We start from the raw sequence: 25217 nt of genomic DNA on the forward strand, positions 1-25217 counted from the left end.
CTATTGCTCCACTGCCCGCAGCACAATGCGTCGCACGAAGTTTTCCTCCTCGCGGCGGTCGGGCCGATTGGCATCCCGGCCAATGATGTAGGCGGTGAGCATCAGCAGGGCATCGCCTACCTGGTGCCCTCTGGGGACACCCAGGGCCATCAGTTCATCGCCACGAAGAATGGGGTGAATGGTGCGGTAGGAGCGCAGGTACTCCCGCAGGAAGTGTGCCGAGGCCTGCTGATTCCCGTAGACGATGGCCAGCAGCAGCACCTCTTCCTCGTGACGCTTGACCAGACGCAGTTTCTGCCAGAGCTTGCCGGTTCTGCCCAGTTCGTGCAGCAGCATGCCGGCTTTGGAGCAGCCGAAGGCGATGATTTCGCGGTCGCGCTGGGGAAGCTCCTGCAGAATGGGCAGCGCCATGATCTGCTCGGCTTTGATGGTGCGCAGAATGAGGGCGCAGTAGAGGGCGTCGCGCCGCACATCCTCCAGACGCAAAAAGTCCGACACCACCAGCAGATCTTCCATGGATTCCACCAGCTTCATGGTCTTCTGGTCGTAGCCCAGGGCGGGATGAATGCTGCGCATCAGATCCAGTTCGAACAGGCGCGCCATGTGTTTGGCAGGCTCCTGTTCCAGGAACATGTGGCGCAGTTCTTCGTAAATGCGATGGCCGCTGATATGCTGGATCAGGTCCAGGTCACGGGCGGAGCGCAGCAGCTTGATGGTCTGCTCGCCGATCTGAAAGCTGTAGCGCTGCTCAAAGCGTACGGCGCGGAAGATGCGGGTGGGATCTTCAATAAACGACAGGTTGTGCAGCACGCGGATCTTCTTGTCACGGATATCCTGTACGCCACCGAAGTAGTCGATGAGCTCAAAGGTGTTCAGGGAGACCGCCATGGCGTTGATGCTGAAGTCGCGGCGGTAGAGATCGCGCTTGATGGAACCCGGGGAGACGTTGGGCAGGGCGCCGGGGTGGTCGTAGTACTCATTGCGGCTGGAGGCTACGTCAATGCGGAAATCGTCGCCGGGCAGGATGATGACACCGGTGTTGAATCGCTCGTGGACGCGAATACGTCCGCCCAGGCGCTCCGCCAGACGATTGCCGAAGCTGATGCCGTCACCGGCCACCACAAAGTCCATATCCTGGTTCTTCACGCGCAGTACCAGGTCGCGCACGATTCCCCCCACCAGGTACACCTGTATATCCATCTCATTGGCCAGCTGGGAGGCCTCTTCCAGGTAGGCAAAGGCCTGGCGGCCCATGACCTCCACCAGCATCTTGCGCACATGGCGGGGGCGGTGGGTCGAGCGGGCGCGCTCCTGGGCCGGCAGGGTCTCGTCGGTGTCGTGGCGGTACTCGCGCAGCAGATCGGTGCGGGTGATGACCCCTGTCACGCGCTTTGCCTCCACCACGGGTACCATGGCCTGACGGCCGCTGAGCAGGATATGCTCTGCCCGGGAAAAGGGTTCGTCGGCCTCGATATACTGAATGTCGGTATCGGTGATGGAAGTGACGCTGCGCCCGCCAAGGCCGTGGAAGAGCGCCTTCATGCACTGATTTTTCGAGAGGATGCCATAGAGGCTGCCGTCGGGCTCCACCACTGGCAGGCAGTTGACACCGTCACGGGAGAACTGCTCATAGGCCTCCTGAGTGGATTTATGGCTTTCGATGGTGATAGCGGGCGAACTCATGATGGTGCGGGTGCGCTTGGAGCGCGAGATGATCTCCTTGAGGGAGGCGCGGGTAAAATCCATGGCCTGCACCAGGGTCATCTCCTTGACGGTAGCACTGGCGGCTTCGTGGTGTCCGCCGCCCTCAAAGAGGGCCGCCACGTCATTGGCACCCACCATGCTGGTGCTGCGCACGATACAGTAGATGCGGCCTTCCATGCGCAGAAAGACGATCAGCAGGGTGCAGCGACGCACGCCCATGACATTGGAGAGCATTTCGGAAACGTCGGGGACATAAATGTGGAAGTCGGCGTGGCTTATGCCGACGCTGACTCCCATGATACTGAAGGTCTCAAAATTCTTCAGCAGGTCGCTGAGGATATGGATATCGGCGTCCTTCCAGTCGCGGGAGAGAATCTGGTGAACCTGTTTCAGGTCTGCTCCCGCCGCAATCAGGTCTCCGGCGCAGTAACAGTCCAGGGGCCGGGTGGAGGAATAGCTCAGGTGGCCAGTGTCTTCGTAGATACCGCACAGCAGCAGCGTGGCCAGCCAGCCTTCCAGGGCGATATGCTGCTTCTGCAGCAGGCGCACCATGAAGCTGGAGTTCGCGCCACAGTTACAGTAGTGGTGTTCGATATCCCGGTCGGCCACCTCTTCATCCACGCCGTCCTGGTGGTGGTCGTAGACAATGGTGGGAACTTTGCCGAATGCTTTGCGCAGCTTGCCAAGGCGTCGTCCATCGCTGGCGTCAACGACCACCATGTGGCTGATGTCGGCGATGTTCACTTCCGACTCCTTGTACAGGGAAATGCCAGCGGGTAAAGGGTACAGCTCCAGATAATCCTGAATATTCTGAGACAGGGAGCCTATTATGACGATGGTGGCACCGGGATGCAGGCATGCCGCTGCCACCATGGAGGCGAAGGCGTCGAAGTCGGGATTCTGGTGGGATGTGATCAGGCGCATATTCCCCCATACCGTGAAGTGATTTTCTCGCAGGTGAGGCCTGAATGAGGAGATTAGTAGACAATCGGGGCACTGGCAAGGGAAAAGGACTTTTCCCCCGTTGCGGATTGCAGTAGAGTGAACACTGCAGCAGGCTGCGTAAAAACCTGTGGGAAAACGAGGAAACCATGCACGATCGCCATGTCCATAGCGTCTTCTGCCTCCACGGCAGTGGACGTCGAACGGAAGATATTCTGCTTGAGCGCATAGAGGCTGGCGCCAGCCGTGTCACCTTCACCGAGCACGCTCCCCTGCCTCCGGGCTTTGACGACCCTTCACCCCTGCGGGACTCCTCCATGGCCATGGAGAAGCTCATGGAGTATCGTGCGGAAATCCTTGAGCTCAGGGCCCGCTACGCCGGAAAATGCGACGTGCGCTGCGGACTGGAAGTGGATTACATAGAAGGCTATGAAGAGCCGATCCGCCAGTTTCTCGACCAGTATGGGGAGCTCTTCGAGGATAGCCTGCTTTCGGTGCACTTTCTCCACGGCTCCTGTGTGGACTTCTCCCCCGAGGAGTTCGAGCGCTTGCTTAGCGAGCAGTATCAGGGCGATCTGGAAGCCCTGTACCGCGACTACTACCGCGTGGTGGCCCTCGCTGCCCGCTGGGATGGCGGAGCGCATAAGCCCCGGCGTTTCGGGCACCTGGATCTGGTGAAAAAATTCCGCGATCAGTTTCCCCTGGAGCCAGACAAAGCCAATGCGCTGGCCATCGCCATTCTGCCTGACATTGCCGCAGGCGGCATGGGCATAGAAGTGAACACTGGCGGTCTGAAAAAGCCGTGCCGGGAAATCTACCCCGCCCAGCCTGTTCTTGAAGCGGCGAAGGCGCTGGGAATAGCCCTCTCCTATGGAAGCGACACCCACTGACAGGCGGCAGGAAATCATCTGCCGTGGCCTTTTTGTCAGCTCGTCACTCCTCCCCTTCACCTTGACCAAGGAGACTGTTGAGCCCCTCACACAGGCGCATGCCGTACAGCACGATTACCCAGGAGACATAGACCCACAGCAGCAGGAGCAGCAGAATGCTGAAGGAGCCGTAGATGGTGGTGTACGCTTTGTTTATGACCGCGTAGGCCACGAAGAGCTCCTTGGTGATATTCCACGCCAGGGAGGTGACCAGGGCGCTGATGGCGGCGTTTTTCAACTGGATCGGCTTGTTGGCGGAGATCCTGAAGACGATGATGAAAGCGGCCCAGGCGATGGCATAGGGTGCGACAATGGCAAGATCCAGCCCCTGCAGGAAAGGGTTGCGCGCCAGGGTGACCTGGGCGGTGGTGGTGAAGTAGAGGGAGAGGGCCAGGCCGATGGGCATCAGGGTCATGAGGGTCCAGTAGGTGGTCAGGGACTCCCAGAAGCTGCGGGTTTCGCTGCGGAATATCCGGCTGGCGATGTGCTGGTAGTTCTTGAAAAAGAGAATGGATGTGGCAATCACGTACAGAGCTCCCATGATGCCAAGGCGGGAGATATCCCCCAGGAAACTTTCAAAGAAGTGCGCAGCCGCGTCCACATTGGTGGGCAGCAGGTAACCCATGAGGAATTCCCGCAGGTCGGCCAGCTGGTCGCTGAAGCCTGGCAGGCGCGTGGTGACGGAGAGGGCGATCAGTAACAGGGGGATGAAGGCGAAAATGGTGTAGAAGCTGAGACTGGCAGCGGAGTAGCCCAGCTCGGCGTCGAAAAACCCAAAGGCCTGGCGCAGGTTGCGGCGCAAGCCTTTGAGCCATGTATTCGGGCGGCTGGCTTTGAGGGTACCCATGCCGCTGCCCGCTACTGCTGCTGGCAGCGGCGCTGTACTTCTTGTGCCAGCGCGTCGTTCATCAGTTCGAACCCGGTGCGGGTGGACTCGGCCATGGCCCGCTTGAAAAAGGGCACCAGAATGCCCGTGAAGACTTCACGGTGAACCAGGTGGGTCTGGCCATCTGAATCGTGCTCCAGCCTGAAGGAATGGACGCCGGTCAGGATGCCGGGCAGCAGGAAGCGCCCCTGCCAGGTGAGCTCCTGCTCCCTTTCGCAGAGGAGAATGCGGGGAGAGAAGCGCATGGGAGAGGTGCCGTTGGGCTGTTGGAGCGTAATACGCAGGCGTGCCCCTGTTGTGGGCTCGCCCTGGATTTCGGTTATAAAGGGATTCCAGCGGCTGTAGGCCGCGAAGTCCGTGATAGCCTGCCAGACGGTGGGTAGTGGGGCGGGTAGCGTCATTTCAGTTGTGATTTCATGGGCGAATCCACCCAGGGCAGAGTCCTGCAGATTGTGCATGCTCTTCTCCTTGTCTGTTGTTGCACTTTTCTGCCGAATGTACACGCTCCTGTCGCTTCCTGCAATCTCTGGTCGACAGAATCCCTGTGATGCCAAAACGCTTTTGCGTCACGGGGTTTGCGCGGCGGAAAACCATGATGAGATTTGGTTCTAACCTACTTGTGAAAAATATTTTACATGACAGTGAAACTGTGTTATATCTCCGCCGTTGTTACGATTTGCAACAATAAAACTATACAGAACTAATGAATCTGTTTGAGGCAAACTATGAAATTCACACGGACGATCAAAGGTCGATTGATTCTCTTTCTCGGTCTGGCGGCGATGGGTACTGCCATACTGGTTGCCATTGCGCTGAACGCACTCTACACCAGTCTGCACAATGCCAAGGAAGCGGCAGTGCAGGAGATCACGGAGTCGCTGCACAGCGTTGTGGCTGACTTCTGGCAGATGTCCCGCGAAGGACTGATCAGCGACGAGCAGGCGCGCGCCTCTGCCCTGCGTGCCCTGAAGGCTGTGCGCTATGGCGATAACGACTACTTCTGGGTCAACGACATGCAGCCGCGCATGATCATGCATCCTACCAATCCCAAACTGGATGGACAGGATCTGAGTGGTTTTGAAGATCCCAACGGCAAGCGCCTGTTTGTGGAGTTTGTACGCACGGTGCGAGAAAACGGCAAGGGGCATGTGAACTATCTGTGGCCGAAGCCCGGTTTTACCAACCCGGTGCAGAAGACGTCCTATGTTATGGGATTTGAGCCCTGGGGCTGGATTATCGGCACCGGTGTGTATATCGATGACATTCAGGGGCTCTTCTGGGCGCAGGTGCGCAATATCGCGGTAACAGTGGGGGTGCTGATTCTTATCCTGATGGTGCCCATGTTCTTTATCCTGCGCTCCATCATTCTTTCGTCTTCTTCCATTGCCCGCGTTGCCGAAGATCTGGCCAGCGGTGAGGGTGACCTCACCAAGCGAATCCCCATTACCGGCGAGGACGAGCTTTCCCAGGCGGCAAAATTTGTGAACCGTTTTCTGGACAAAGTTCAGGCCATTATCATTGATGTGCGCGAGGTCTCCCACGGTGTTGCTTCCGCCAGCGAGCAGCTCAGCAGCTCCTCATCCCAGATGTCAGCCGCCATGAACATGCAGGCGGAAAACGTCTCCAAGATTGCTTCGGCATCTCTGGAAATGTCCCAGACGGTCAATGGCATGACAACCAATGCCGGTGAAATCAAGGAGAACGCCAGCCTGGCTCTGCAGGCCGCCCGCGAAGGCGGTGCTGTTATCCGCAGGTCGGCCGGGGAGATGGAGAGCATTGTGGAGCAGGTGAATACCGCTGCTGACTTTGCCACAACCCTGGAGGAAAACGCTTCGCGGGTAGAACAAGTGATTCAGGTCATCAACGATATTGCTGATCAGACCAACCTGCTGGCTCTCAACGCGGCTATCGAAGCTGCCCGTGCCGGCGACGCCGGCCGCGGATTCGCCGTGGTCGCCGATGAAGTGCGTAAGCTGGCCGAACGCAGTACTCAATCCACCAGTGAAATCATCGACATTGTCAAGAGTATCCAGGGGGGGATCAACCAGATGACTTCCGCCATGGGTCTGGTGAATGAAAAGGTCAACCAGGGCTCTCAGCTCTCGCGGGACGCCGACAAGTCCTTCGTGGTCATCCTGGAGAATATCCAGACACTGCAGCAGCTCATTGAGCACAATGTGGGGGCCATGGAAGAGATGTTCCGCACCTCGGAGCAGGTCAGCGATGACATTCAGTCCATCTCTTCTTCCACGGAAGAGTCCGCCAAGGTTTCCGAGGAAGTGGCCCTGGCTGCCAGCGATCTGGCCCGTCTTGCTGGCGAAGTGCAGCGCCATCTGGGAGGTTTTATCGTGGATGACCGTTCCCAGCAGAAAATGCTGGCACCCCGGTAGGTTTTTGGGGGAAATACTGGTCAATGGGCCTTTCCCGTGTTAGGGTTTGCCAGGTTTACCCTGAAGCTATTTTATCCATGAACATTGAGGAGCAAAAACACATGGCACACGTAAAAATCGGCGATACCGTACGCGTTCACTATACCGGAAGCCTGGCGGACGGAACCGTGTTCGACACTTCCTATGACCGCACTCCCCTGGAGTTCACCGTGGGCGATAAGACGATTATCGCAGGTTTTGAAGAGGCTGTTGTGGGGATGAGCACTGGTGAAAAGAAGAAGTTTGAGCTGAGTGCCGACCAGGCCTATGGCGAGCGTTCTGACGAGATGATCTATACCATGGATCGCAATGCGTTGCCGGGTGAGATCGAGCCCCAGGTGGGCATGGTGCTGCAGGCGTCCTTTCAGAATGGCCAGGTGACCGATGTGCAGATCACTGACGTTACCGAGGACACCGTGACCCTGGACGCCAACCACCCCCTGGCTGGCAAAAGCCTCCACTTTGAGCTGGAGCTGATGGAACGCGACGAAGCCTGAATGGCTTGCGAGCAGACACTGACAAAGCGGCATCCCTGCAGGGGTGCCGCTTTTTTTTCTATGGGAAGGACTGGTCTTACCCAGAAGCCCTGTCTGCAGTCCTGGCATCGTCCAGCATCACACAGGGAAGCTCCAGTAGAGCGTCAGTCTGCAGGTGAATTTCATGGGCAATAGCCCGATCCAGCTTTTTGCGCCAGCGCCGGGGAATGCTGTCCACTCCGTAGAGGGCACCGGCCAGAATACCCGCAATGGCCGCGTTGGTGTCGGCATCGCCCCCCTGATTGACCACCCGGATAATGGTCTCCTCGAAGGAGGTGCTGTCGAAGAAGTGGTGCATGATGCACTTGAACGTGTGCACGATATAGCCGCTGTTCTCACCTTTGTAACGGGAGTAGGAGTACTTCGGGTGTTCGATGATAAAGCGGGAGACCAGCTTCAGCGCTGCCAGCTTGTCCCCTGTCTCCAGTAGACAGCGGGTTACTTCGCCGAACATCAGGGTGATCTCATCGGCGATGAAATTATTATGGGTAAAGTGGCACTGGCGCAGCGTCATGGGCGCGAAGTGCTGCCAGTCCTTCAGGCAGTAGAGTGCGATGGGAAAGTTGCGCATCAGCCCGCCATTGCCCGCCGAAAACTCCGATTCCGCCGATTCCAGCTGCCCCTGCAGCATGTACTCACGAATTCCCCGGCGCACCGTGCTGCCGATGTCGATGGGCTTGGAGCGCATCCATTGCACAAAACCATCGGCCACCCTGGGCAGGCTGAATCCGCCGCCGTCGATGATGCTCTGCCCCAGGCTGAGCGACATCTGGGTATCGTCCGTAACCTGCCCCGGCTTCACCCCCAGCCAGCCTCCACCCACAATCTGCTTCAGGGTGCCGTACCTGGATTCGATCTCCCGTGGCGTCATGAATTCGGTGGTGGCCCCCATGGCATCGCCGATGGCAAAACCCAGATAAGCCCCGAGGGCACGGGTATGTACCATTTTTCCCATTTACAGGTTTATCCCTTCCGTGTTAATTCAGACCTCAAGCCGCTGAAAAACGCCCATCTGCGGCGTTGCCTGCGGTCGCTCGTCATTGCAACGTACGGGGAGTACGCTTCATTCCTCGCTCTGCAGGCGTCTAGCACCTGAACATTTTTCAACAACTTGCCAGCGAGGTATCTCAGTACATTGTTAGCCCCTTACTACCACGCCACCAACTGGATTCACCTGCCCGCACCCCTCTTTGCCAGCAAGGAATACAACCTCAGTGTCACCCCCGAATCGGAGGTGCGCATCAGCGGTGTCTACGAATACCACTCCGAGCTGTTTCGCGCCATCCATGCTGCGGAAAGCATCGAGGAGTCATCCCGCATCTTCCAGGGCTACCTGGAAGTGCTGTTCAACCTGGATGAAAAAGTGCGCGGCAAGAAAGTGGCCAGCTACCTGCGCCTGCTGCGCGGTTGGCTCTTTGACGCCAACAGCTCCGAAGGCGCCGTGCTCAAGGGCTGGGTGGAAAGCCGCTTCGGCATCGTGCCCTTCTACCACCGCCAGGTCATCTCCAGCATCCATACCACCGCCTATCACGAATACACCCGTGAACGCATGCACCCGCGCCTGAACCGCAACATGGTTTACTACCAGCTGGATCTGCTCTACGCCTACACCCAGACCATCATTCGCCGCTTCTTTCCCGACTACCTGCCGCGCATCAAACTCTACCGGGGCGTTAACGACATCAACGACCACCTCATCATCGAGCGCTACGGCAAAAACCACGCCTGTATCGAACACAACAACCTGGTCTCCTTCAGCGCCGAAAAGGAAATCGCCCAGCAGTTCGGCGACCATGTGATGGAAGTGGACGTCCCCTTCACCAAAATCCTCTTCTTCTCCGGCATCATCCACCGTCAGGGCTTTGCCGGCGAGATGGAGCTTCTGGTGATTGGGGGGAAGTATGATACGCGGTTTTCGTATTTCTGAGCTTTTCAACAAAGCTCAGGGGAAACTGAGGCTGCGCACCTTTGCCTCAACACATCCATAAAGCATTTCCATTGTCCTTTTTTGGTGCGGCCAAAAAAGGACCAAAAAAGCCGCCCCCCGACGCCCGTTTCTCCGGTTCGTTTGCTCGCCTGCTCTGGAGATCCGGCAGACGCTGCATCCCTGCAGCTCTGCCGGACCACCTGCTTCCTGCAGGTGTCCCGTGCGGGTCTTGCCAGCCAGGCTTCACACTCACCGGACGGGCTCAGGGGGGATTATCTTTTGCCTTGCCTCTCCCCCGTGTGCTGTTCCAGCCAGGACGCGCTGACTGGAACGCGGTAGACCCGAAGGGTTGCCGCCACGAGGGCGGCAACCGCAAACACAAGCCAGGGATGGCGGTTGTTTGCGGTCCCCAGTTCCAGGCAAGCGGACGGCTGAAGAGGACAGCACTGGGGGTCGCTTTTGCGCCACTTTTGGCGACCCAAAAGTGGCAAAAACTATCCGCTGCTCACGTCTTCCCACTCCCCCGTATCGGGGTTGTAGTCCTCCACCAGTTCCAACTCTTCCGGACGAAAGCCGATGACTTTGTTCTTTTCCAGGAAGTGCACCACAACGGCTGGGCGGAAGAGAAACTCCGTCACCTCCCGCACAAAACCTTCATCCCCTTCATGAGCCACGACGCAGCCGCTTTTGCAGGAACCACAGGTGCCATCGTTGCGCACATCCTTATTGACGCGAACTCGCTGATTGACTCGAAATTCCATGATACTTCCCTTCACAGCCTGTCAGTGGCTTCTTGATATAGGTTAAACACGTAGTAGGCACCGCCGCAGATGGTTTTTTCAGCAGCTTAGGGCTGCGTGCTCAAAACACCCCTTGGGACACGCCGCCGCGCACGCCTTGCAGCCAATGCACTGGCCTTCTTTGGCCACTGCCATGAACATGCGGGTGTTGTCATCATCATCTTCCTCTTCCACCAGATTCAGCACCCCCTGGGTGCATGCCTTGAAACAGCGTCCGCAGCCAATGCACACATCCGATGCCAGGGAAACAATAAATTCGGGAATCCAGCTGCTGCCGTCCTTGCGCTTGCCTTCCACAAATGCCATGGGAACCTCCATTTGAATATCGGCGACGGACGCAGGGTGGTGCTTCATGTACTGCCTCCTGCGCAGCATCGTCGCGGGTTTTGCGAATTTCCAGAAAGAGCCTTCTGGCGGGTGGCTGAAAATCCTCTGCCACCTGTCCATGGCAGGTAAGCAATGCCTGTGCCATCACGACCAGCCTTTTGCGTGCAATGGGTTACTGATTGCACCCACCTGAACCTGACAGGAGAACCTTGTCGGGTTTCCGACAAAATGTCAGGTTCGCACCAGTGGTGACGTTGCTAACTCACGAAATTCACAGGGATTCATGAAGTGGCAAAGGGATTGCTTTTGTAGCTTGTAGAAAACGGCTCATCGTAGGAAGGAGCGCACCATGCACAGAACCACCCTCCCCCCACCCGACACCACCTGCGAGCACCATCAGGGCGGACAGCATCAGCAGCAGAAAAAACCCAAATGCGCCAAGCCCACTCCTGGCGGAGCATTGGGCGGCTGCGCCTTTGACGGTGCCCAGATTGTCCTGCTGCCCATCGCTGACGCGGCACACCTTATCCACTCCCCCGCCACCTGCGTGGGCAACAGCTGGAATAACCGGGGAACCCGCTCCAGCCACAGTGCCATGTATCGTCAGGGCTTCACCACGGATCTGACCGAAATGGACATCATCATGGGAGCTGAGCAGAAACTGCTGCAGGCGGCCCTGGAACTGGCCCAGCGCTTCGCGCCCCCGGCCATCTTCATCTATTCCACCTGTGTCAGCGCCATGACGGGCGAGGACATTGGTGCCGTGGCCGCTGAAGTTGGCCGTCAGACCGGCATCCCCGTCATCCCGGTGGACAGCCCCGGCTTTGTGGGCAGCAAAAACTACGGCAACAAGATCGCGGGGCAGGTTCTGCTGGAACATGTCATTGGCACGGCCACGCCCCCCCACACCACAGATACCGACGTCGCCATCATCGCCGACTACAATATCGCCGGAGAGCTGTGGCGCATCGAGCCCCTGCTGGAGCGCGCGGGCATACGCCTGCTCAGCCGCATTACCGGCGACGCCACCTACGCTGAAGTGGCCTGGGCTCACTACGCCCGTGCCAATATGGTGGTGTGCAGCCGCGCCCTGGTGGACATGGCCCGCCAGCTGGAGGCAAAACACGGCATTCCCTACTTTGAAGGCTCATTCTACGGCATGCAGGCCACCAGTGACGCCCTGCGCACCATGGCGCGCATGCTGAAAGTGCCGGAAATACAGCAGCAGGTGGAAGCGGTGATTGCCAGCGAGGAAGCCCGCACCCGCGCCGCTCTGGCCCCCTATCTGCCCTTTCTGAAGGACAAGAAGGTCTTCGTCTACTCCGGTGGCGTCAAGAGCTGGTCCATGGTCTTTCAGCTGGAAGAGCTGGGGATGGAAGTGGTCGGCAGCGGTATTCGCAAATCCTCGGAAGAAGACATCGAACGCCTGCGCATTCATTTTGAAGGAACCCAGAAGATCATGCTGGAAAAGGGCGATGGCGCCATGATGCTGGAACTGCTGGAACGCGAAGGCGCCGACGTCTTCATCGCCGGCAGCCGCAATATGTTCACCGCCATGAAAGGGCGCTACCCCTATGTGGACGTCAACCAGGAACGCATCTTCTCCTATGCCGGCTATGACGGCCTGGTGGAACTGGCCCGCCAGCTCTACCACACCATGACCTCGCCCGTATTTGACGTGGCGCGCACCACCGCGCCCTGGGAAAGCCCGTAGGTGAACTCATGCAAAGCCAGGAAGCTACCATAAAAGGCAATTCCTCTCGCCCGTTCGCTGCGCTCACTCAAGTCGCCAGGAACGCCAAGAAGAACACAAGCAAAGCAGGGCTTTTACCAGCATATCTTTGCGCCTTTGCGTCTTGGCGAGAAAACTCTGCCTTTCCTGCTTTTTGTCACACGGTAACCATGAACAGTTACTTCAAAGGAGACAGCAAATGAACCATCGCAACCTGCACGTCAATCCACTGAAAAAAAGCTCCGTCTTCGGTGCCACCCTGGCCATGCTGGGTATAGACCAGGCGCTGGCGCTGCATCACGGTTCCCAGGGCTGCACGGCCTTCACCAAGAATATCCTCACCCAGCACTTCCGCGAAATCACCCCCATGCAGACCACGGCCCTGTGCGATATTGCCACCATCATGGGCGACGACGTCAATCTGCACGAGGGGCTTAATACCATCATCACCAAAGCCCAGCCGCGCCTGGTGGGCCTGATCACCACCGGCGTCAGCGAAACCAAAGGCGACGATGTGGAAGGCGGTGTCAGGCGTTTCTACGAAAAATATCCCCAGCACGCAGGGGTACCCGTCATCACCATCAACACCCCCGACTACCAGGGCGACGCCCAGTGGGGCTATGTGCAGGCCGTGCAGGCCCTGCTTGACCAGCTGCCCATCGCGAAGCAGCCCGTCAACTCCCGTCAGATCACCGTGCTGGCCAGCATGGCCCTGACGCCGGGAGATGCGGAAGAGCTGAAGGAAATTATCGCCGACTTCGACCTGGAGGCCATCGTCCTGCCCGACCTGGGGGCCACCATGGGCGGCGGCGTGGATCATTACATCAAGGTGCCCGAAGGCGACTACCCCCTGGAAAAACTGCTGCAGGTGGGGGCGTCGGCCCACACCATTGCCATCGGCGCCAGCATGGAGGAAGTCGCCCGCAGCCTGCAAGAGCGCTTTGGTACCCCCATCAGCCTGCTTCCTTCCCTGATCGGAGTTCACAACAGCGACAACTTCATTATGGCCCTCAGCCGCATCAGCGCAAAGCCCGTGCCGCAAAAATACAGCCGCCAGCGCCGCCAGCTGCTGGACGCCATGCTGGACAGCCACTTCTTCTATAACGGCAAAAGCGTCATCATCGCCGCCGAGTCGGACCTGGCCCTCAGCATGGCCGACTTTCTGCACCACGAAACTGGCCTGGACATCGCCTGCGCCATCGTCAGCCACCGCCTGCCAGGCGAATCCGACCCCCACTACCCCATACTCACCGGCGACCTGGGCGACCTGGAAGACCTGGCCAACGGCTGCAGCGCCATCATCACCAACAGCAACGGCATCCTGGCCTCCACCAGGAAAAACATCCCCCTGCTGCGGGTAGGCTATCCCATCAAGGATCGCCTCGGCGAACAACTGAAAGTCTTTATCGGCTACCGGGGCAGCCGCAATCTGGTCTACGAGCTTGGCAATATCTTTCTGGAACAGGACGAAGAAGCATCATTTCATTACAAGAACATTCGAGGAGTACCGGCATGAAAGTCGCATTCTGCACCAACAGCCTCAAGGAAGTGGACGAACACTTTGGCCGCTCCCACCAGATGGCCATCTACAACGTGAAACCCGAAGGGTATGAATTCGTGGAAGTACGGGAAATGGGCGCCGTGGACAGCGCCCAGGACGCCCACGCCAGCAGCATCGAACGCAAAGTGCAACGCATCAAAGACTGCGCCATCGTGTACATGACCGAAATCGGTGGCCCCGCAGCCGCAACCGTCGTGCGTTCAAAAATTCACCCCGTGAAAGTTCCCGCACCCCAGCCCATCGAGGACATCCTGGCATCACTGCAGAAAGTGCTGGCCGGATCGCCGCCACCCTGGTTGCGCAAAATCATGCAGCAGGAGGGGTAAAGGAAGAACCGCGAATAGACGCAAATACATGCGAATAAGCGTCAGCTATTCCCCTCCACTGGAGGGGTGGCGCAAAGCGCCGGGGTGGTCGTCCAAAGCAGGTAGCAAATTCTTTTTTTGCCACAGGCAAAGGCAGGACATGAACACCAGACAATATGATCAAGTAAACAAGGGGAGATAATGCGCTCTTGCGCATTATCTCCCCACTTTTCATTGCAGTGTCCCAAATAGTATATTGCCTATGAGTACACATCCGCGTGTATGGCAACGAACGCATTCTCAGCCCCAAGAATGCAGCCTGGGGCTCTTTTTTCACAGCTTCGGAAGTACCATGGAAGAACGAGCCAGCCCCCACAGGAGAGCGAGGACTGAGTGAAGGCTATTCAGCAGCCTGCAAGAAAGTTTTCCACAGATGGACGCAGATTTACGCAGATAACTCCAGGGGGTCAGTTAAGACGGGCTTCTCGCAAAGCCACAGGGGAAAAAGCTATGTGATGATAATCTTGTGATTACAATAGCTTGCGCATATCGTTTGCTGTGATAACATCACATGACGAAGTAGCCTGGTACACAAAGTACTGCGCATGAAGAGTGGCGAGCCAGGAAAGCTCGATTAATGCTAAAGTTTGCGACGAGCAGTTGAGTGGAGGAACTATATGCATCACATCTTACCGATTCCCCAGAAGTTCAGAGCGTCATTATTGACGCCAAGTTGTGGTTAGGCTCACTATGGACAATAGATTGCCAGCCGCCACGAGGGCGGCAACCGCAAACACAAGCCAGGGATGGCGGTTGTTTGCGGTCCCCAGTTCCAGGCAAGCGAACGGCTGAAAAGGACAGCACTGGGGGTCGCTTTTGCGCCACTTTTGGCGAAACAAAAGTGGCAAGAGAAACTCATCAGCAAAGTGGCTGCAATGTCAAGGGATGCAATTCTTGCAAAGCTATTGTCATTAACTCAGCATAACATCAGGGTTGGAGCTGACAATCTGCTGTTTCAAAGGTGCGAAACTTCACCATGTAAGTTTACGTTACACAGGCAGAGAGATCAACTTTCCTGGCGTCACCCCATACGCTCCGTCTTCCAGGTCTGTGGCAAGCTGTTTAATCTGCTGAGCTTTGTGCGGGGAGTGACACGGCCAGGCGGTTGTTCTTCGGTGCGTTAATGCCGTAACCTGCCTGCCTTCAGGGAAATGCTGAAAACACTATTACCCCAACGCGCTCTATGTGTTCCATGACGTCAGGGTTTTCCACCTGATGGGCCAGGATCAGGTCAACGCTGTAGGGAAAGAGTATTTCATCAATAGCATCAGCCACTTGCAGGTATTCACTGAAGCTGAGTTCCGGTGCTATCAGGCACAGGTCGATATCCGAGTTGGGTCGGAAGTTTCCTTTGGCGCGTGACCCAAACAGGATGGCTTTTGAGATTGCGGGGTGTTTCGCCAGCTCTTCGCGCAACTGGCTGGTGAGTTCTGCGGATAAGCCGGGAATAGCTGTTTCAGTAGCCATTGCTTCTGTACCCCTGGAGTGTGTGCAGGAGTTGCAACAATAGGGGGTGGTAGTGTTCGCGGATTTCGCAGGCGATCTGACGAGCGGTCTCTCTGTTGTATGTGTGCGAGGTAAGGGTGCGACTTTTTACCATGGCAAGCCAGGTGCTTCCTTCTTGAATCAGGCCCCGCTCAAAAGCCAATCGGATGGCATCGCGGCTGCCCTGAATGCCTGTCTCCCCCTGTGCCTGATAAAAATCCTTCAGGCAATTCCACGCTAATTCATAGGTGTATTCAAAGGCCTGGATCAGCCCTTGTTCTTCGAGTTTGCTGAGTTGGCGCTGCTTGCTCAGGATGACCGCCTCATCCAGCTCATTGAATGCTGCAGTATAATTGTTAAGCCTTTGATGCCATCGTATGTCTTGCTGTTGCATAAACTATCTCTCCTGGATGTCAAGCTTGCAGGAGCCTTGATTGCAGCAGCGCATATGTTGTGCTGCTCACCTGAGACTACCATCACATATACACTTTCGTCTATAGCTTGGTAGAGAGTATGACAGGGTTTTTCAGCAGTCTGCTACGGTACCAGAGCGCAGAAAAATCAGGCTTCACACCAAACCTCCAGCATCACAAAATAGCGTGGCACTTGCCCCGGCCCTCCTGACAAGATACAATTCACGGGTTTTTCTGCAATTTGCAGGGAAATCCCAAGTCACGCGATCAACATCGCCGATGGGATTTTTCGGCAGCCTCTGCCCTTCGGAAGTGGGGACGACCTCACCGCTCCAATACACTCCGGGGACGACCCCGCACGTTGAAAGGACGTTTCATGGCCTGGATTATTCTTGCCATTGCAGGGTTGTTTGAGGTGGCCTGGGCGATTGGGCTGAAGTACACTGAGGGCTTCAGCCGGCTGTGGCCGACGGTCGGGACGGTATTGGCCATGGCGGTCAGTCTCTGGCTGCTGGGTGTGGCGATGAAGTCGCTGCCGGTGGGTACGGCCTATGCCATCTGGGTGGGCGTGGGCGCGGTGGGAACTGTGATACTGGGTATTGTGCTGTTTGGGGAGCCGGTCAATGTGGCTCGTCTTATCAGCGTGGCCCTGATTATTGCCGGTATCATCGGCCTGAAGCTTGCGACTACGGCTTGATGCAGGTTTTACTGAAATATTGCGAAAACTGGCAGTTGTAGCCAAGGAGTTGTGAAAATATGCATGAATCGATGAAGAAATGGCTTTCGGCGTATGGTGTGGAAATGACGGAGCTGGTGATGGTGATTTCGGCACTGGCGCTGATTTTTACCATATCCCTTGTGATTCACGTTGTTCTGCACTGGGGGGTCATTCGCAATGCTGAACGCATGGCGCGTAAGTCAGCAACTCCCTGGAAGTCGGCTTTTTTCGAGCGCAGTCTCTTTAATCGTCTGGCTTTGGCGCTGCAGGGTATTATCATCTATGTTCAGGCTGATCTGTGGCTCAGCCCTGAGGTGTTTGTCCAGCCTCTGCTGCAGACCCTTGCGCACCTGTGGGTTCTCTTCTTCGCATTGCTTTCGCTGTTCTCACTGCTGGATACTCTGCTGGATCTGACACGCGATACGGCGCTGTCCCGTGCGCTGCCGCTGCGGGGCATCTCCCAGGGGATCAAGCTGGTTGGCTCAATTCTGATTGGCATCCTGATTATTGCTGCCCTTATCGGCAAGTCGCCGGTTATCCTCTTCAGCGGTTTGGGTGCCATGACCGCCATTACCATGTTGGTGTTCAAGGATCCCATCATGGGTCTGGTGGCGGGTATTCAGCTTTCTGCCAATAACATGCTCTCGGTGGGCGACTGGCTGGAGATGCCCAAGTACGGGGCCGATGGCGATGTTATTGATATAGGATTGACGACGGTCAAGGTTCGCAATTGGGATAATACCATTACCGCTATTCCCACTTCGGCGCTGATTTCCGACTCCTTTGTCAACTGGCGGGGTATGACCGATTCCGGTGGCAGGCGCATCAAACGCAGCTTTTTCATTGATGCCAGCACGGTGCACTTCCTGGATGAAAGCGAGCTGGAGCGTCTGCACAAGGCGAAACTGCTGGGGCCCTATCTTGATAAGAAAATCAATGAGATCAATGAATATAATCGGGAGCTGCAGGCCGACCTCTCATCCCTGGTGAATGGGCGTCGTCTGACCAACCTGGGTACCCTGCGCGCCTATCTGCAGGAGTACCTGACCAACCATCCGCAGATTCACAAGGGGATGACCCTGATGGTTCGCCAGCTGCAGCCAGGATCAAGCGGTATTCCCATTGAGCTCTACTGCTTTACCAATACCACGCGCTGGGTTGAGTACGAGAGTATCCAGTCGGATATCTTTGACCATATTCTGGCGGTTCTGCCTGAGTTCAATCTGCGGGTGCACCAGGCACCAACAGGTTACGACATGCGGGCCATGGGCAGGGAACTCTGACATCGTCATCCTTGTTGGCATGTTCCCTGCAGACTTCAGTGCCAGCCTTCTGTATGGGCAAATTTTCGCGAGTACTGGAGTGAACATGACAAGTTCTGTCCCTTTCTTCACCAGTTTGGTTGAAAAGCTACGCAGTTATGACAGCTATGGCAGCTGGAAGAACAAAACCGATGCGCAGATTGTGCAGCCCCTCATAAAAACCAAAGAAGACAAGAAGCAGATCGACACCAACACGGCACCGGATCAGCGGCATTTGTGGTTTGTGCGTATGTTCTTCGAGGCGGTGGCCCTGGCAGCCGAGAAGCGGACGGGTGCCATGATGGTGGTGGCCCTTGATATCAACTTTGAGGGGTTTGGTCGCGCGTTGATTTTCCACGAAGAGCGAATCTTGTTGCATCGCAGCCTGCGCAATGTGCAGAAATTTGGTTTCGCCAGCCTGGAAGAGCTGACCGGTGAGGGGGAAAAGCTGGTGGCGATAATCGGGGAGCGCTTTGCCGATTCCGGGAATTGAACGGCGTTTCAATGCCATAAGAGCTGCTTGTGCCATTGCTTGAGTGTCGCGTGGATTTTGTTGCGAAGAGCGTTTTTTGCTGACAAGTAAAAAAATATTTGCTATATGGTGGTTTTAACGTTGCTTCTTATTCGCACAGGATTGCCGGGTTCTGGTCAAGCTTGTCCCAAGAAAGCACGACATTTTTTTTGAAGGATTGAGAGATTATGAAGTCTATCTATGTTGGCAACCTGCCATTCAGCACCACTGAAGACGAACTGGGCAACCTCTTTGCAGAGTATGGTGACGTGTACTCCATCAAGCTGATCGCTGACCGTGAAACCGGCAAACTGCGCGGTTTTGCCTTTGTTGAAATGGAAGACAACGAGAGCCTGGCGGCTATCGAAGCCCTTGACGGCTTTGAGTTCGGCGGACGCAAACTGCGTGTGAACGAGGCTCGTCCCCGCAACTTCTAACAGATTGCAGAAAATATGAGAAAGCGCTGGCCCAAGGGCCAGCGCTTTTTTTTATGTATTCAGTCAGCGCAGCAGCAAAAGTGACTTGCGGGTACGGGAAATCATAGTGGCAGTAAAGCTGCCAAAGAGGGTGGTGCGCAGGCGGTTCTTGCTGAAAGCGCCCATGACAATCATATCCACATCGTGCTCTACCTGGTAGTTCAGCAGGGCTGTCACGACGTCATCGCCTTGCAGCGCCGCAAAGCTGGCGTTCACTCCGTTTTGCTGCAGTGATTTAGCGGCATCGCTCAGGAGTTCCTGTGATTGGCTTTCCTGAGTGCCCACATGGACCACATGGCAGGGCAGGGTTTTGAACAGAGGGCTGGTGGCCACCATTTCCAGGGCCTTGCGGCTTTTCTGCGAACCGTCATAGGCCAGCAGGACGCTGCGGGGAGGGACAAAGTCTTCGGTTACCAGCAGGATGGGTTCGTTGAGGGAGCGAATGATCACTTCCACCTGGGAGCCCACCCGGTCTTCGGCGCTTTGGGTGTCTTCGCCCCGCAGTCCCAGAACCAGCACTCGCATGGCGTCATGCAGCTCCACCACGTTCTCGTAGAGTTTGCCGTGACGCTGCAGAATCTGGGCGGTTGCTCCAAAAACAGTCGCGCGCTGCCTAGCCCGCTCCAGGGCTTCTTTACCAGCTGCGATACGCAGCTTGCTGGCTTCGTTGTCTTCGCTGGCAAGGGCTTCCAGCAGGTCATCCCGGGTGCCCAGGCCGATATTGCCGGTCATGTCGGTGCGTGGCTCCTGATTATCGCGCTCAATAGTATTGAGGAAGGTCAGGGGACGCTGGATGCGAGCCGCGATCCAGCCGCTGTAGTCGGCTACGGCATCACTCAAGGACGATCCGTCTACACATCCCAGTACGACTTTGTCGGTATCTTCCATCAGTGTTCTCCCAGTACCCGTTGCAGTTCTTCAGGCTTGTCGTGCACGCCGAAGCGGTCGATGATGGTCTTGCTGGCCTCATTCTGGCCAATCAGTTCGACTTCTGTTCCTTCGCGGCGAAATTTCAGAATGGCCTTATCCAGGGCATTGACCGCCGAAATGTCCCAGAAGTGGGCCCGACTCAGGTCAATGACGACCTTGTTGATAACTTCTCTGGTGTCAAAGAAGTCCACAAAACGATCGGCAGAGTTAAAGAAAACCTGACCCACAATCCGGTAGGTGCGCGCTTCCCCAGACTCGTTCAGATCACTCCTACAGTACATGAAGTGGCTGATTTTGTTGGCAAAAAAGAGTGAAGCCAGCAAAACGCCGGTCAGAACACCGTAGGCCAGATTGTGGGTCACGACCACCACCACGACTGTGGAGAGGACAACGATATTGGTGGAAAGGGGCAGGGTGCGTGCGCGCTTGAGGTAGCCCCAGTCGAAGGTGCCAATGGATACCATGATCATCACCGCCACCAGGGCAGCCATGGGGATCAGGGAGATGTAGTCGCTGAGGAACACCACCATGATAAGCAGGTAGACACCAGCTGACAGGGTAGAAAGCCTGCCGCGGCCACCGGATTTGATGTTGATGATGGACTGGCCGATCATGGCGCAGCCAGCCATGCCACCCATGAAGCCGGAGAAGATATTGGCAAGTCCCTGCCCCTTGCATTCGCGGTGTTTATCGCTTTTACTGTTGGTCAGATCATCGACGATGGTGGCGGTCATCAGGGATTCCAGCAGGCCCACAACAGCCAGCGCTGCCGAATAGGGCAGGATGATCAGAAGTGTTTCCAGGGTCAGGGGTACATCGGGCCACAGGAAGATGGGCAGCGTATCGGGTAACTGGCCCATATCACCAACGGTGCGTATATCCAGGCCCAGCACCAGGGCTGCACCCGTCAGAATCAGAATGGTCACCAGCGGCGAAGGCAGCAGTTTGCCGATTTTGGGCAGGTAGGGGAAGAGGTAGATAATGGCCAGACCTGCCGCTGTCATGGCGTATACATGCCAGGTAACATTTGTCAGTTCGGGGATCTGGGCCAGAAATATGAGTATGGCCAAGGCGTTTACAAAGCCAATGACGACGGCGCGGGCCACAAAGCTCATGAGGTGGGCTACTTTGAGGTAGCCCATGGCAATTTGAATAATGCCCGTCAGCAGAGTGGCTGCCAGCAGGTACTCCAGCCCATGGTCCCGTACCAGGGTCACCATGAGCAGGGCCATGGCACCGGTGGCGGCGCTGATCATGCCGGGGCGGCCGCCAACGATGGAAATCAGCACGGCTATGCAGAAGGAAGCGTACAGGCCGACTTTGGGATCAACACCTGCGATAATGGAAAAGGCAATGGCTTCGGGAATGAGGGCGAGGGCAACAACCAGCCCAGCCAGCAAATCTCCGCGGACATTTCCCAGCCAATCTTTTTTTGTGGAAAGCAGAAACACGAAAGCTCCAGACTGTGGTAAAGGGTGAATGATGAGTTCGGGTATCCCCAGCGCCTGACAGGAATTGATGCTGGGTTATATGGAGGGGCTTTGCACGGAGGTTTCCCCAGCAAAAAGAAGGAGCTGAATATACAGATTTTCGCGGGAATTGCAACTGTGCGTTGCCACATATCTGCAGAGAGAGCAGGTTGGCTTCAACGCTCCAGCATAGCCAGCATTTCCAGGTGGGTGGTGTGCGGGTACATGTCAAAACCCTCCAGGTGGGTAAGGGTAAAGGCAGAGTTTTCCTGAAGGAAGCGCAGGTCGCGGGCCATGGTGGCAGGATTGCAGCTGATGTAGATCAGCTTTTTGGCATGGCTTGCGAGAATTCTGCTGGTCATGCCCCGGCCGAGGCCGGTGCGGGGCGGATCGACCACAACGATTTGACGATCGCTGCCGATGGCGGATTTTTCTGCGTCGCCTGCCTGGAAGCGGGTGTTGGCAAGGTCGCGGCAGTTGCGCCGTGCCAGTTTCACCGCTGGAGCAGATATCTCCCAGGCCTCCAGGGAGGCAGCACCTGAGGCGATGGCCCGCGAGAAGGTTCCGCTGCCGCAGTAGCCTTCAAAGACATGCTGTCCGGCGCAGGCGCTGGCAACGTGGCTGGCCATAAGGGCAGTGACAAAGGGGTTTGCCTGGGCAAATCCGGCGCTGTCAAGGAGCATGGGGCCAAAGCCGTAGTCTTCCAGAACCATGGAGGGAGAGCCTTCAACAGGCTCGCAGGCGCGGTGATCGCGGAAGCTGACGGCGGCGCTGGCCTGAAGGGCGGAAGCCAGCAGCAGGTAATCGCCGTCCCTGGGAGGTCGCGCGGCCATGTCCTGTACCACCTGTTGCAGGGGTGGCGCCAGCACCGGGCAGTTGGCGACGGGGACGACCTGATTGGTGCCGCGGGCAAAAAAACCGACCTGGCCATGGCGCACCTTGAGCTGGGCGCGGTGGCGATAGGCCACAGGTTCGGGTGAGGGAACCAGCGGGATTTCCCGGATCATGGACTGTCCGGCCAGGGTCTCCTGGGCCATGCGCTGTTTAAGGCTGACCTGGTCGGGGTAAGTGATATGCATCAGATCGCATCCGCCGCACTTCAGGTAGTGGGGGCAGAAGGGTTCGACGCGCTGGGGCGAGGGTTCGAGTATCGCTGTCACCTCAGCACGCATGTGGCGTTTTTTTTCCTGGGTGACACGCGCCTGTACCTGGTCGCCGGGGGAGGTGGCGGGCACGAAAACGGCTTTGTCCCGGGCGTACCCCAGGCCAATTCCCGGCGGAGCATATTTCGCAATGGTCAGGGCGATGGACTCCTCGGATTGCTGGTGTTTCATAAAAATTCTGCTTTCTTGACTTTTGTCAAAGGCGCTTGGTGGTAAAGGGGTTATAGTCTGCGGAAATATCCGATTTCTGGAGGTTCCCATGAGCTTGATCAAGAATATCACCCACACCGAAGTGCATCAACTGGCTGGACTGGTCGAATACGGCGAAGGCAAGGTGGTCAGCCGCACCCTGACCCAGACGCCCCATGTGGGCCTGACCCTGTTTGCCTTCGATGCCGGTGAAGGCATCAGTACCCACAGCGCCCCCGGCGATGCCATGGTGCAGATCCTGGATGGCAGCGCCGAGATCACCATTGGCGAAACCACGGTGGTGGTGAAGACTGGCGAAGTGGTGGTCATGCCCGCCGACATCCCCCACGGCCTGAAGGCCAAAGAGCGCTTTAAGATGCTGCTCTTTTTTGTGAGCAGCCCGAAGAAGTAGATTGACCTGAACTCTGCGTGGCGCTTTCCATAAGCGCAAAGGTTTCACACAAAGCCCTCTACGAACAAAGGCCACTCTGGAGAAGAGTGGCCTTTTGCTGTTCAGGTGACGTTTTTCAGAAGCCTGTCAGAGCTGCCCGGCCATGTCCGCCAGCAGCTTTTCAATCTGGGCGTGGCGGTTTTTCATGCTGTTGCGGTTGGTGATGACCCGGCAGGTGGAGCGGAAGATGACTTCTTTGACTTCCAGGCCGTTCTGGCGCAGGGTTTCGCCGGTTTCCACAATATCCACCACCCGGTGGGCCAGCCCCACCAGCGGTGCCAGCTCAATGGAGCCATAGAGTTTGATGATTTCCACATCGACGCCTTTGGAGGCGAAGAATCGCTCGGCCACGTTCACCATCTTGGTGCCCACGATGGTGCCGTTATAGCCGGGGTTCTCGGTGGAGTAGCCCTTGGGCTCCGCCACCACCACATCGCAGCCACCAAATCCCAGGTCCAGGGGTTCGTAGAGATCGCAGGTGGATTCCTCGATGGTGTCCTTGCCGCAGATACCCACATCGGCAGCGCCGTGGTGTACATAGGTGGGAACGTCCTGGGCGCGCACGATCATGAAGGTGACGGGTTGCTCCTGCAGGGGGAAGATCAGCTTGCGCGAACCGCTGAACATGTCGCGGCAGCCAAAGCCGATCTTCTCGAATATTTTCATGGACTCTTCCTGAATGCGCCCCTTGGGCAGCGCGATCACCAGGTTCTTCTTCATTCCCGTACCCTTTCTATTTTGGCTCCCAGGCGGGAGAGTTTTTCTTCAATGTGGTCGTAACCGCGATCCAGGTGGTAAATGCGGCTGATTTCACTGGCTCCGCTGGCGGCCAGGGCGGCAATCACCAGGGACGCGCTGGCTCGCAGATCTGTTGCCATGACCGGGGCACCCTTGAGGCGTGGTTTGCCCTTGACGATGGCCCGTGAGCCCTGCACTTCGATATCGCAGCCCATGCGGCGCAGCTCTGCCACGTGCATGAAGCGGTTTTCAAAGATGGTTTCCTCGATAACGCTGACCCCCGTGCCACGGCACATCAGGGCCATGTACTGGGCCTGCATGTCGGTGGGAAAGCCGGGGTAGGGACTGGTGGCCATGTCGCGGCAGGTGATGCCGTTGCCGTAAATATGTATGAGTTCATCGTCACACTCAATGCGGATGTCGCAGTCGCGCAGCTTGATGATAACGCTTTCCAGATACTGGGCCACTTCGATGGGCAGGGTGACGTGCCCGGCCGTGATGGCCGCCGCCGCCATGAAGGTTCCCGCCTCAATGCGGTCGGGCATGACGCTGTACTCGGTGCCGCGCAGCTCTTCAACGCCGTGGATGGTGATGGTGTCGGTTCCGGCGCCTTCAATATGGGCTCCCATGGAGGTCAGGCAGCGGGCCAGATCCACCACTTCCGGCTCCTTGGCGGCGTTTTTCAGCACGGTTTTGCCCTTGGCCAGGGTGGCGGCCATCATGATGTTTTCGGTGCCCGTAACCGTAACCGTGTCAAAGGAAATGGCCGCTCCCCGCAGTTCTTCGCAGCGGGCGATGATGTAGCCATCCACAATATCCAGCTCCACCCCCATCTTGCGCAGAGCGTCCAGGTGCAGGTTGACCGGACGGGCGCCAATGGCGCAGCCTCCGGGCAGGCTCACCCTGGCTTCGTGGTAGCGGGCCACCATGGGGCCGAGGAAGAGAATGCTGGCGCGCATGGTCTTCACCAGCTCATAGGGGGCTTCCAGACGATTCATGCCGTTGCGGTGAACGTGGAAGCAGTTGGTCGCCTCATCAAGCTCGCAGGTGGCGCCCATGTGCTGCAGGATTTTGCTGATGGTGTAGATGTCCCGTAAACGGGGCACGTTGTTGATTTTCATGGGCTGTTCCGTGAGTACGGAAGCGGCAATGATGGGAAGGGCGGCGTTTTTGGCTCCGCTGATATTCACATGACCCTGCAGCGGTACACCGCCGTGAATGATGAATTTGTCCAT

The 25217-nt window shown here is 57.0% G+C and carries 25 protein-coding genes; 12 read left to right on the forward strand and 13 right to left on the reverse strand.

The window, feature by feature from the left end; genetic code table 11:
- The gene (locus SELIN_RS01290; protein WP_013504897.1) at positions 1-2628 is read right to left on the reverse strand and encodes a CBS domain-containing protein; all 2628 of its coding nucleotides are present in this window, start codon (positions 2626-2628) and stop codon (positions 1-3) included.
- A gap of 167 nt (positions 2629-2795) precedes the next feature.
- Here SELIN_RS01290 and hisJ point away from each other — a divergent pair, with 167 nt between their 5' ends.
- The gene (gene hisJ / locus SELIN_RS01295; protein ID WP_013504898.1) at positions 2796-3536 is read left to right on the forward strand and encodes a histidinol-phosphatase HisJ; all 741 of its coding nucleotides are present in this window, start codon (positions 2796-2798) and stop codon (positions 3534-3536) included.
- Between the two features lie 43 nt (positions 3537-3579).
- Here hisJ and SELIN_RS01300 read toward each other — a convergent pair whose 3' ends face one another.
- Complete coding sequence (locus SELIN_RS01300) at positions 3580-4422, reverse strand: YihY family inner membrane protein (protein WP_013504899.1); 843 nt, start codon at positions 4420-4422, stop codon at positions 3580-3582.
- Positions 4423-4433: 11 nt separating this feature from the next.
- Complete coding sequence (locus tag SELIN_RS01305; protein WP_013504900.1) at positions 4434-4919, reverse strand: SRPBCC domain-containing protein; 486 nt, start codon at positions 4917-4919, stop codon at positions 4434-4436.
- Between the two features lie 267 nt (positions 4920-5186).
- Here SELIN_RS01305 and SELIN_RS01310 point away from each other — a divergent pair, with 267 nt between their 5' ends.
- Together SELIN_RS01310 and SELIN_RS01315 are read left to right on the forward strand one after the other, a co-directional pair.
- Positions 5187-6851 (forward strand): methyl-accepting chemotaxis protein, encoded by a 1665-nt coding sequence (locus tag SELIN_RS01310; protein WP_013504901.1) that lies wholly within the window; start codon positions 5187-5189, stop codon positions 6849-6851.
- Positions 6852-6952: 101 nt separating this feature from the next.
- Positions 6953-7387, forward strand: coding sequence for an FKBP-type peptidyl-prolyl cis-trans isomerase (locus SELIN_RS01315; protein ID WP_013504902.1), 435 nt, complete (start codon positions 6953-6955; stop codon positions 7385-7387).
- 76 nt (positions 7388-7463) lie between these two features.
- On the opposite strand, the gene draG is transcribed toward SELIN_RS01315, so the two are convergent.
- Positions 7464-8381: an ADP-ribosyl-[dinitrogen reductase] hydrolase gene (gene draG, locus SELIN_RS01320; protein WP_013504903.1), complete on the reverse strand. Its 918-nt coding sequence runs from the start codon at positions 8379-8381 to the stop codon at positions 7464-7466.
- Positions 8382-8561: 180 nt separating this feature from the next.
- Between draG and SELIN_RS01325 the strand changes: the two genes are divergently transcribed.
- Positions 8562-9353 (forward strand): NAD(+)--dinitrogen-reductase ADP-D-ribosyltransferase, encoded by a 792-nt coding sequence (locus tag SELIN_RS01325; protein WP_013504904.1) that lies wholly within the window; start codon positions 8562-8564, stop codon positions 9351-9353.
- A 494-nt stretch (positions 9354-9847) separates the two neighbouring features.
- Here the strand turns inward: SELIN_RS01325 and SELIN_RS01330 are convergent, their stop codons facing one another.
- Together SELIN_RS01330 and fdxB are read right to left on the reverse strand one after the other, a co-directional pair.
- A complete protein-coding gene (locus SELIN_RS01330) occupies positions 9848-10114 on the reverse strand; it encodes a nitrogen fixation protein NifZ (RefSeq protein ID WP_013504905.1) in 267 nt (88 codons plus the stop codon).
- A 78-nt stretch (positions 10115-10192) separates the two neighbouring features.
- Positions 10193-10507: a ferredoxin III, nif-specific gene (gene fdxB / locus SELIN_RS01335; protein ID WP_013504906.1), complete on the reverse strand. Its 315-nt coding sequence runs from the start codon at positions 10505-10507 to the stop codon at positions 10193-10195.
- Positions 10508-10829: 322 nt separating this feature from the next.
- Here fdxB and nifE point away from each other — a divergent pair, with 322 nt between their 5' ends.
- From nifE to nifX, 3 genes are all read left to right on the forward strand, one after another.
- Complete coding sequence (nifE, locus tag SELIN_RS01340) at positions 10830-12194, forward strand: nitrogenase iron-molybdenum cofactor biosynthesis protein NifE (protein WP_013504907.1); 1365 nt, start codon at positions 10830-10832, stop codon at positions 12192-12194.
- Positions 12195-12411: 217 nt separating this feature from the next.
- A complete protein-coding gene (gene nifN, locus SELIN_RS01345; protein WP_013504908.1) occupies positions 12412-13728 on the forward strand; it encodes a nitrogenase iron-molybdenum cofactor biosynthesis protein NifN in 1317 nt (438 codons plus the stop codon).
- A complete protein-coding gene (gene nifX / locus SELIN_RS01350; RefSeq protein ID WP_013504909.1) occupies positions 13725-14099 on the forward strand; it encodes a nitrogen fixation protein NifX in 375 nt (124 codons plus the stop codon). Before nifN ends, nifX begins: the two co-directional genes overlap by 4 nt.
- 1182 nt (positions 14100-15281) lie before the next feature.
- Here the strand turns inward: nifX and SELIN_RS01355 are convergent.
- Positions 15282-15605, reverse strand: coding sequence for a nucleotidyltransferase domain-containing protein (locus tag SELIN_RS01355; RefSeq protein WP_013504910.1), 324 nt, complete (start codon positions 15603-15605; stop codon positions 15282-15284).
- On the reverse strand, positions 15595-16017 hold the full coding sequence (locus tag SELIN_RS01360) for a nucleotidyltransferase substrate binding protein (protein ID WP_013504911.1): 423 nt from the start codon (positions 16015-16017) through the stop codon (positions 15595-15597). The genes SELIN_RS01355 and SELIN_RS01360 overlap by 11 nt, the downstream gene beginning before the upstream one ends.
- A gap of 395 nt (positions 16018-16412) precedes the next feature.
- On the opposite strand from SELIN_RS01360, the gene sugE reads away from it, so the two are divergent.
- The 4 genes from sugE to SELIN_RS01380 all read left to right on the forward strand — a co-directional run bounded on the left by sugE (position 16413) and on the right by SELIN_RS01380 (position 19003).
- Positions 16413-16733 carry a quaternary ammonium compound efflux SMR transporter SugE gene (sugE, locus tag SELIN_RS01365; RefSeq protein WP_013504912.1) on the forward strand — a complete coding sequence of 107 codons (321 nt, stop codon included), beginning with the start codon at positions 16413-16415 and terminating at the stop codon, positions 16731-16733.
- A gap of 59 nt (positions 16734-16792) precedes the next feature.
- A complete protein-coding gene (locus SELIN_RS01370; protein ID WP_013504913.1) occupies positions 16793-18037 on the forward strand; it encodes a mechanosensitive ion channel family protein in 1245 nt (414 codons plus the stop codon).
- A gap of 85 nt (positions 18038-18122) precedes the next feature.
- Entirely contained in the window at positions 18123-18548 is a 426-nt protein-coding gene (locus SELIN_RS01375) for a DUF269 domain-containing protein (protein WP_013504914.1), read from the forward strand.
- Positions 18549-18754: 206 nt separating this feature from the next.
- Positions 18755-19003, forward strand: a complete 249-nt coding sequence (locus tag SELIN_RS01380; protein ID WP_013504915.1) for an RNA recognition motif domain-containing protein — start codon at positions 18755-18757, stop codon at positions 19001-19003.
- 63 nt (positions 19004-19066) lie between these two features.
- Here the strand turns inward: SELIN_RS01380 and SELIN_RS01385 are convergent, their stop codons facing one another.
- The 3 genes from SELIN_RS01385 to SELIN_RS01395 all read right to left on the reverse strand — a co-directional run bounded on the left by SELIN_RS01385 (position 19067) and on the right by SELIN_RS01395 (position 22775).
- Complete coding sequence (locus tag SELIN_RS01385) at positions 19067-19930, reverse strand: universal stress protein (protein WP_013504916.1); 864 nt, start codon at positions 19928-19930, stop codon at positions 19067-19069.
- Positions 19930-21423: a SulP family inorganic anion transporter gene (locus tag SELIN_RS01390; protein ID WP_013504917.1), complete on the reverse strand. Its 1494-nt coding sequence runs from the start codon at positions 21421-21423 to the stop codon at positions 19930-19932. The genes SELIN_RS01385 and SELIN_RS01390 overlap by 1 nt, the downstream gene beginning before the upstream one ends.
- Before the next feature lie 194 nt (positions 21424-21617).
- On the reverse strand, positions 21618-22775 hold the full coding sequence (locus SELIN_RS01395; protein ID WP_013504918.1) for a class I SAM-dependent RNA methyltransferase: 1158 nt from the start codon (positions 22773-22775) through the stop codon (positions 21618-21620).
- Between the two features lie 88 nt (positions 22776-22863).
- On the opposite strand from SELIN_RS01395, the gene SELIN_RS01400 reads away from it, so the two are divergent.
- On the forward strand, positions 22864-23205 hold the full coding sequence (locus SELIN_RS01400; protein ID WP_013504919.1) for a cupin domain-containing protein: 342 nt from the start codon (positions 22864-22866) through the stop codon (positions 23203-23205).
- Positions 23206-23331: 126 nt separating this feature from the next.
- Here the strand turns inward: SELIN_RS01400 and hisG are convergent, their stop codons facing one another.
- Together hisG and murA are read right to left on the reverse strand one after the other, a co-directional pair.
- Positions 23332-23964, reverse strand: coding sequence for an ATP phosphoribosyltransferase (gene hisG, locus SELIN_RS01405; protein WP_013504920.1), 633 nt, complete (start codon positions 23962-23964; stop codon positions 23332-23334).
- A complete protein-coding gene (murA, locus tag SELIN_RS01410; protein WP_013504921.1) occupies positions 23961-25217 on the reverse strand; it encodes a UDP-N-acetylglucosamine 1-carboxyvinyltransferase in 1257 nt (418 codons plus the stop codon). Before murA ends, hisG begins: the two co-directional genes overlap by 4 nt.

Source organism: Desulfurispirillum indicum S5, assembly GCF_000177635.2.
GTDB lineage: Bacteria > Chrysiogenota > Chrysiogenetes > Chrysiogenales > Chrysiogenaceae > Desulfurispirillum > Desulfurispirillum indicum.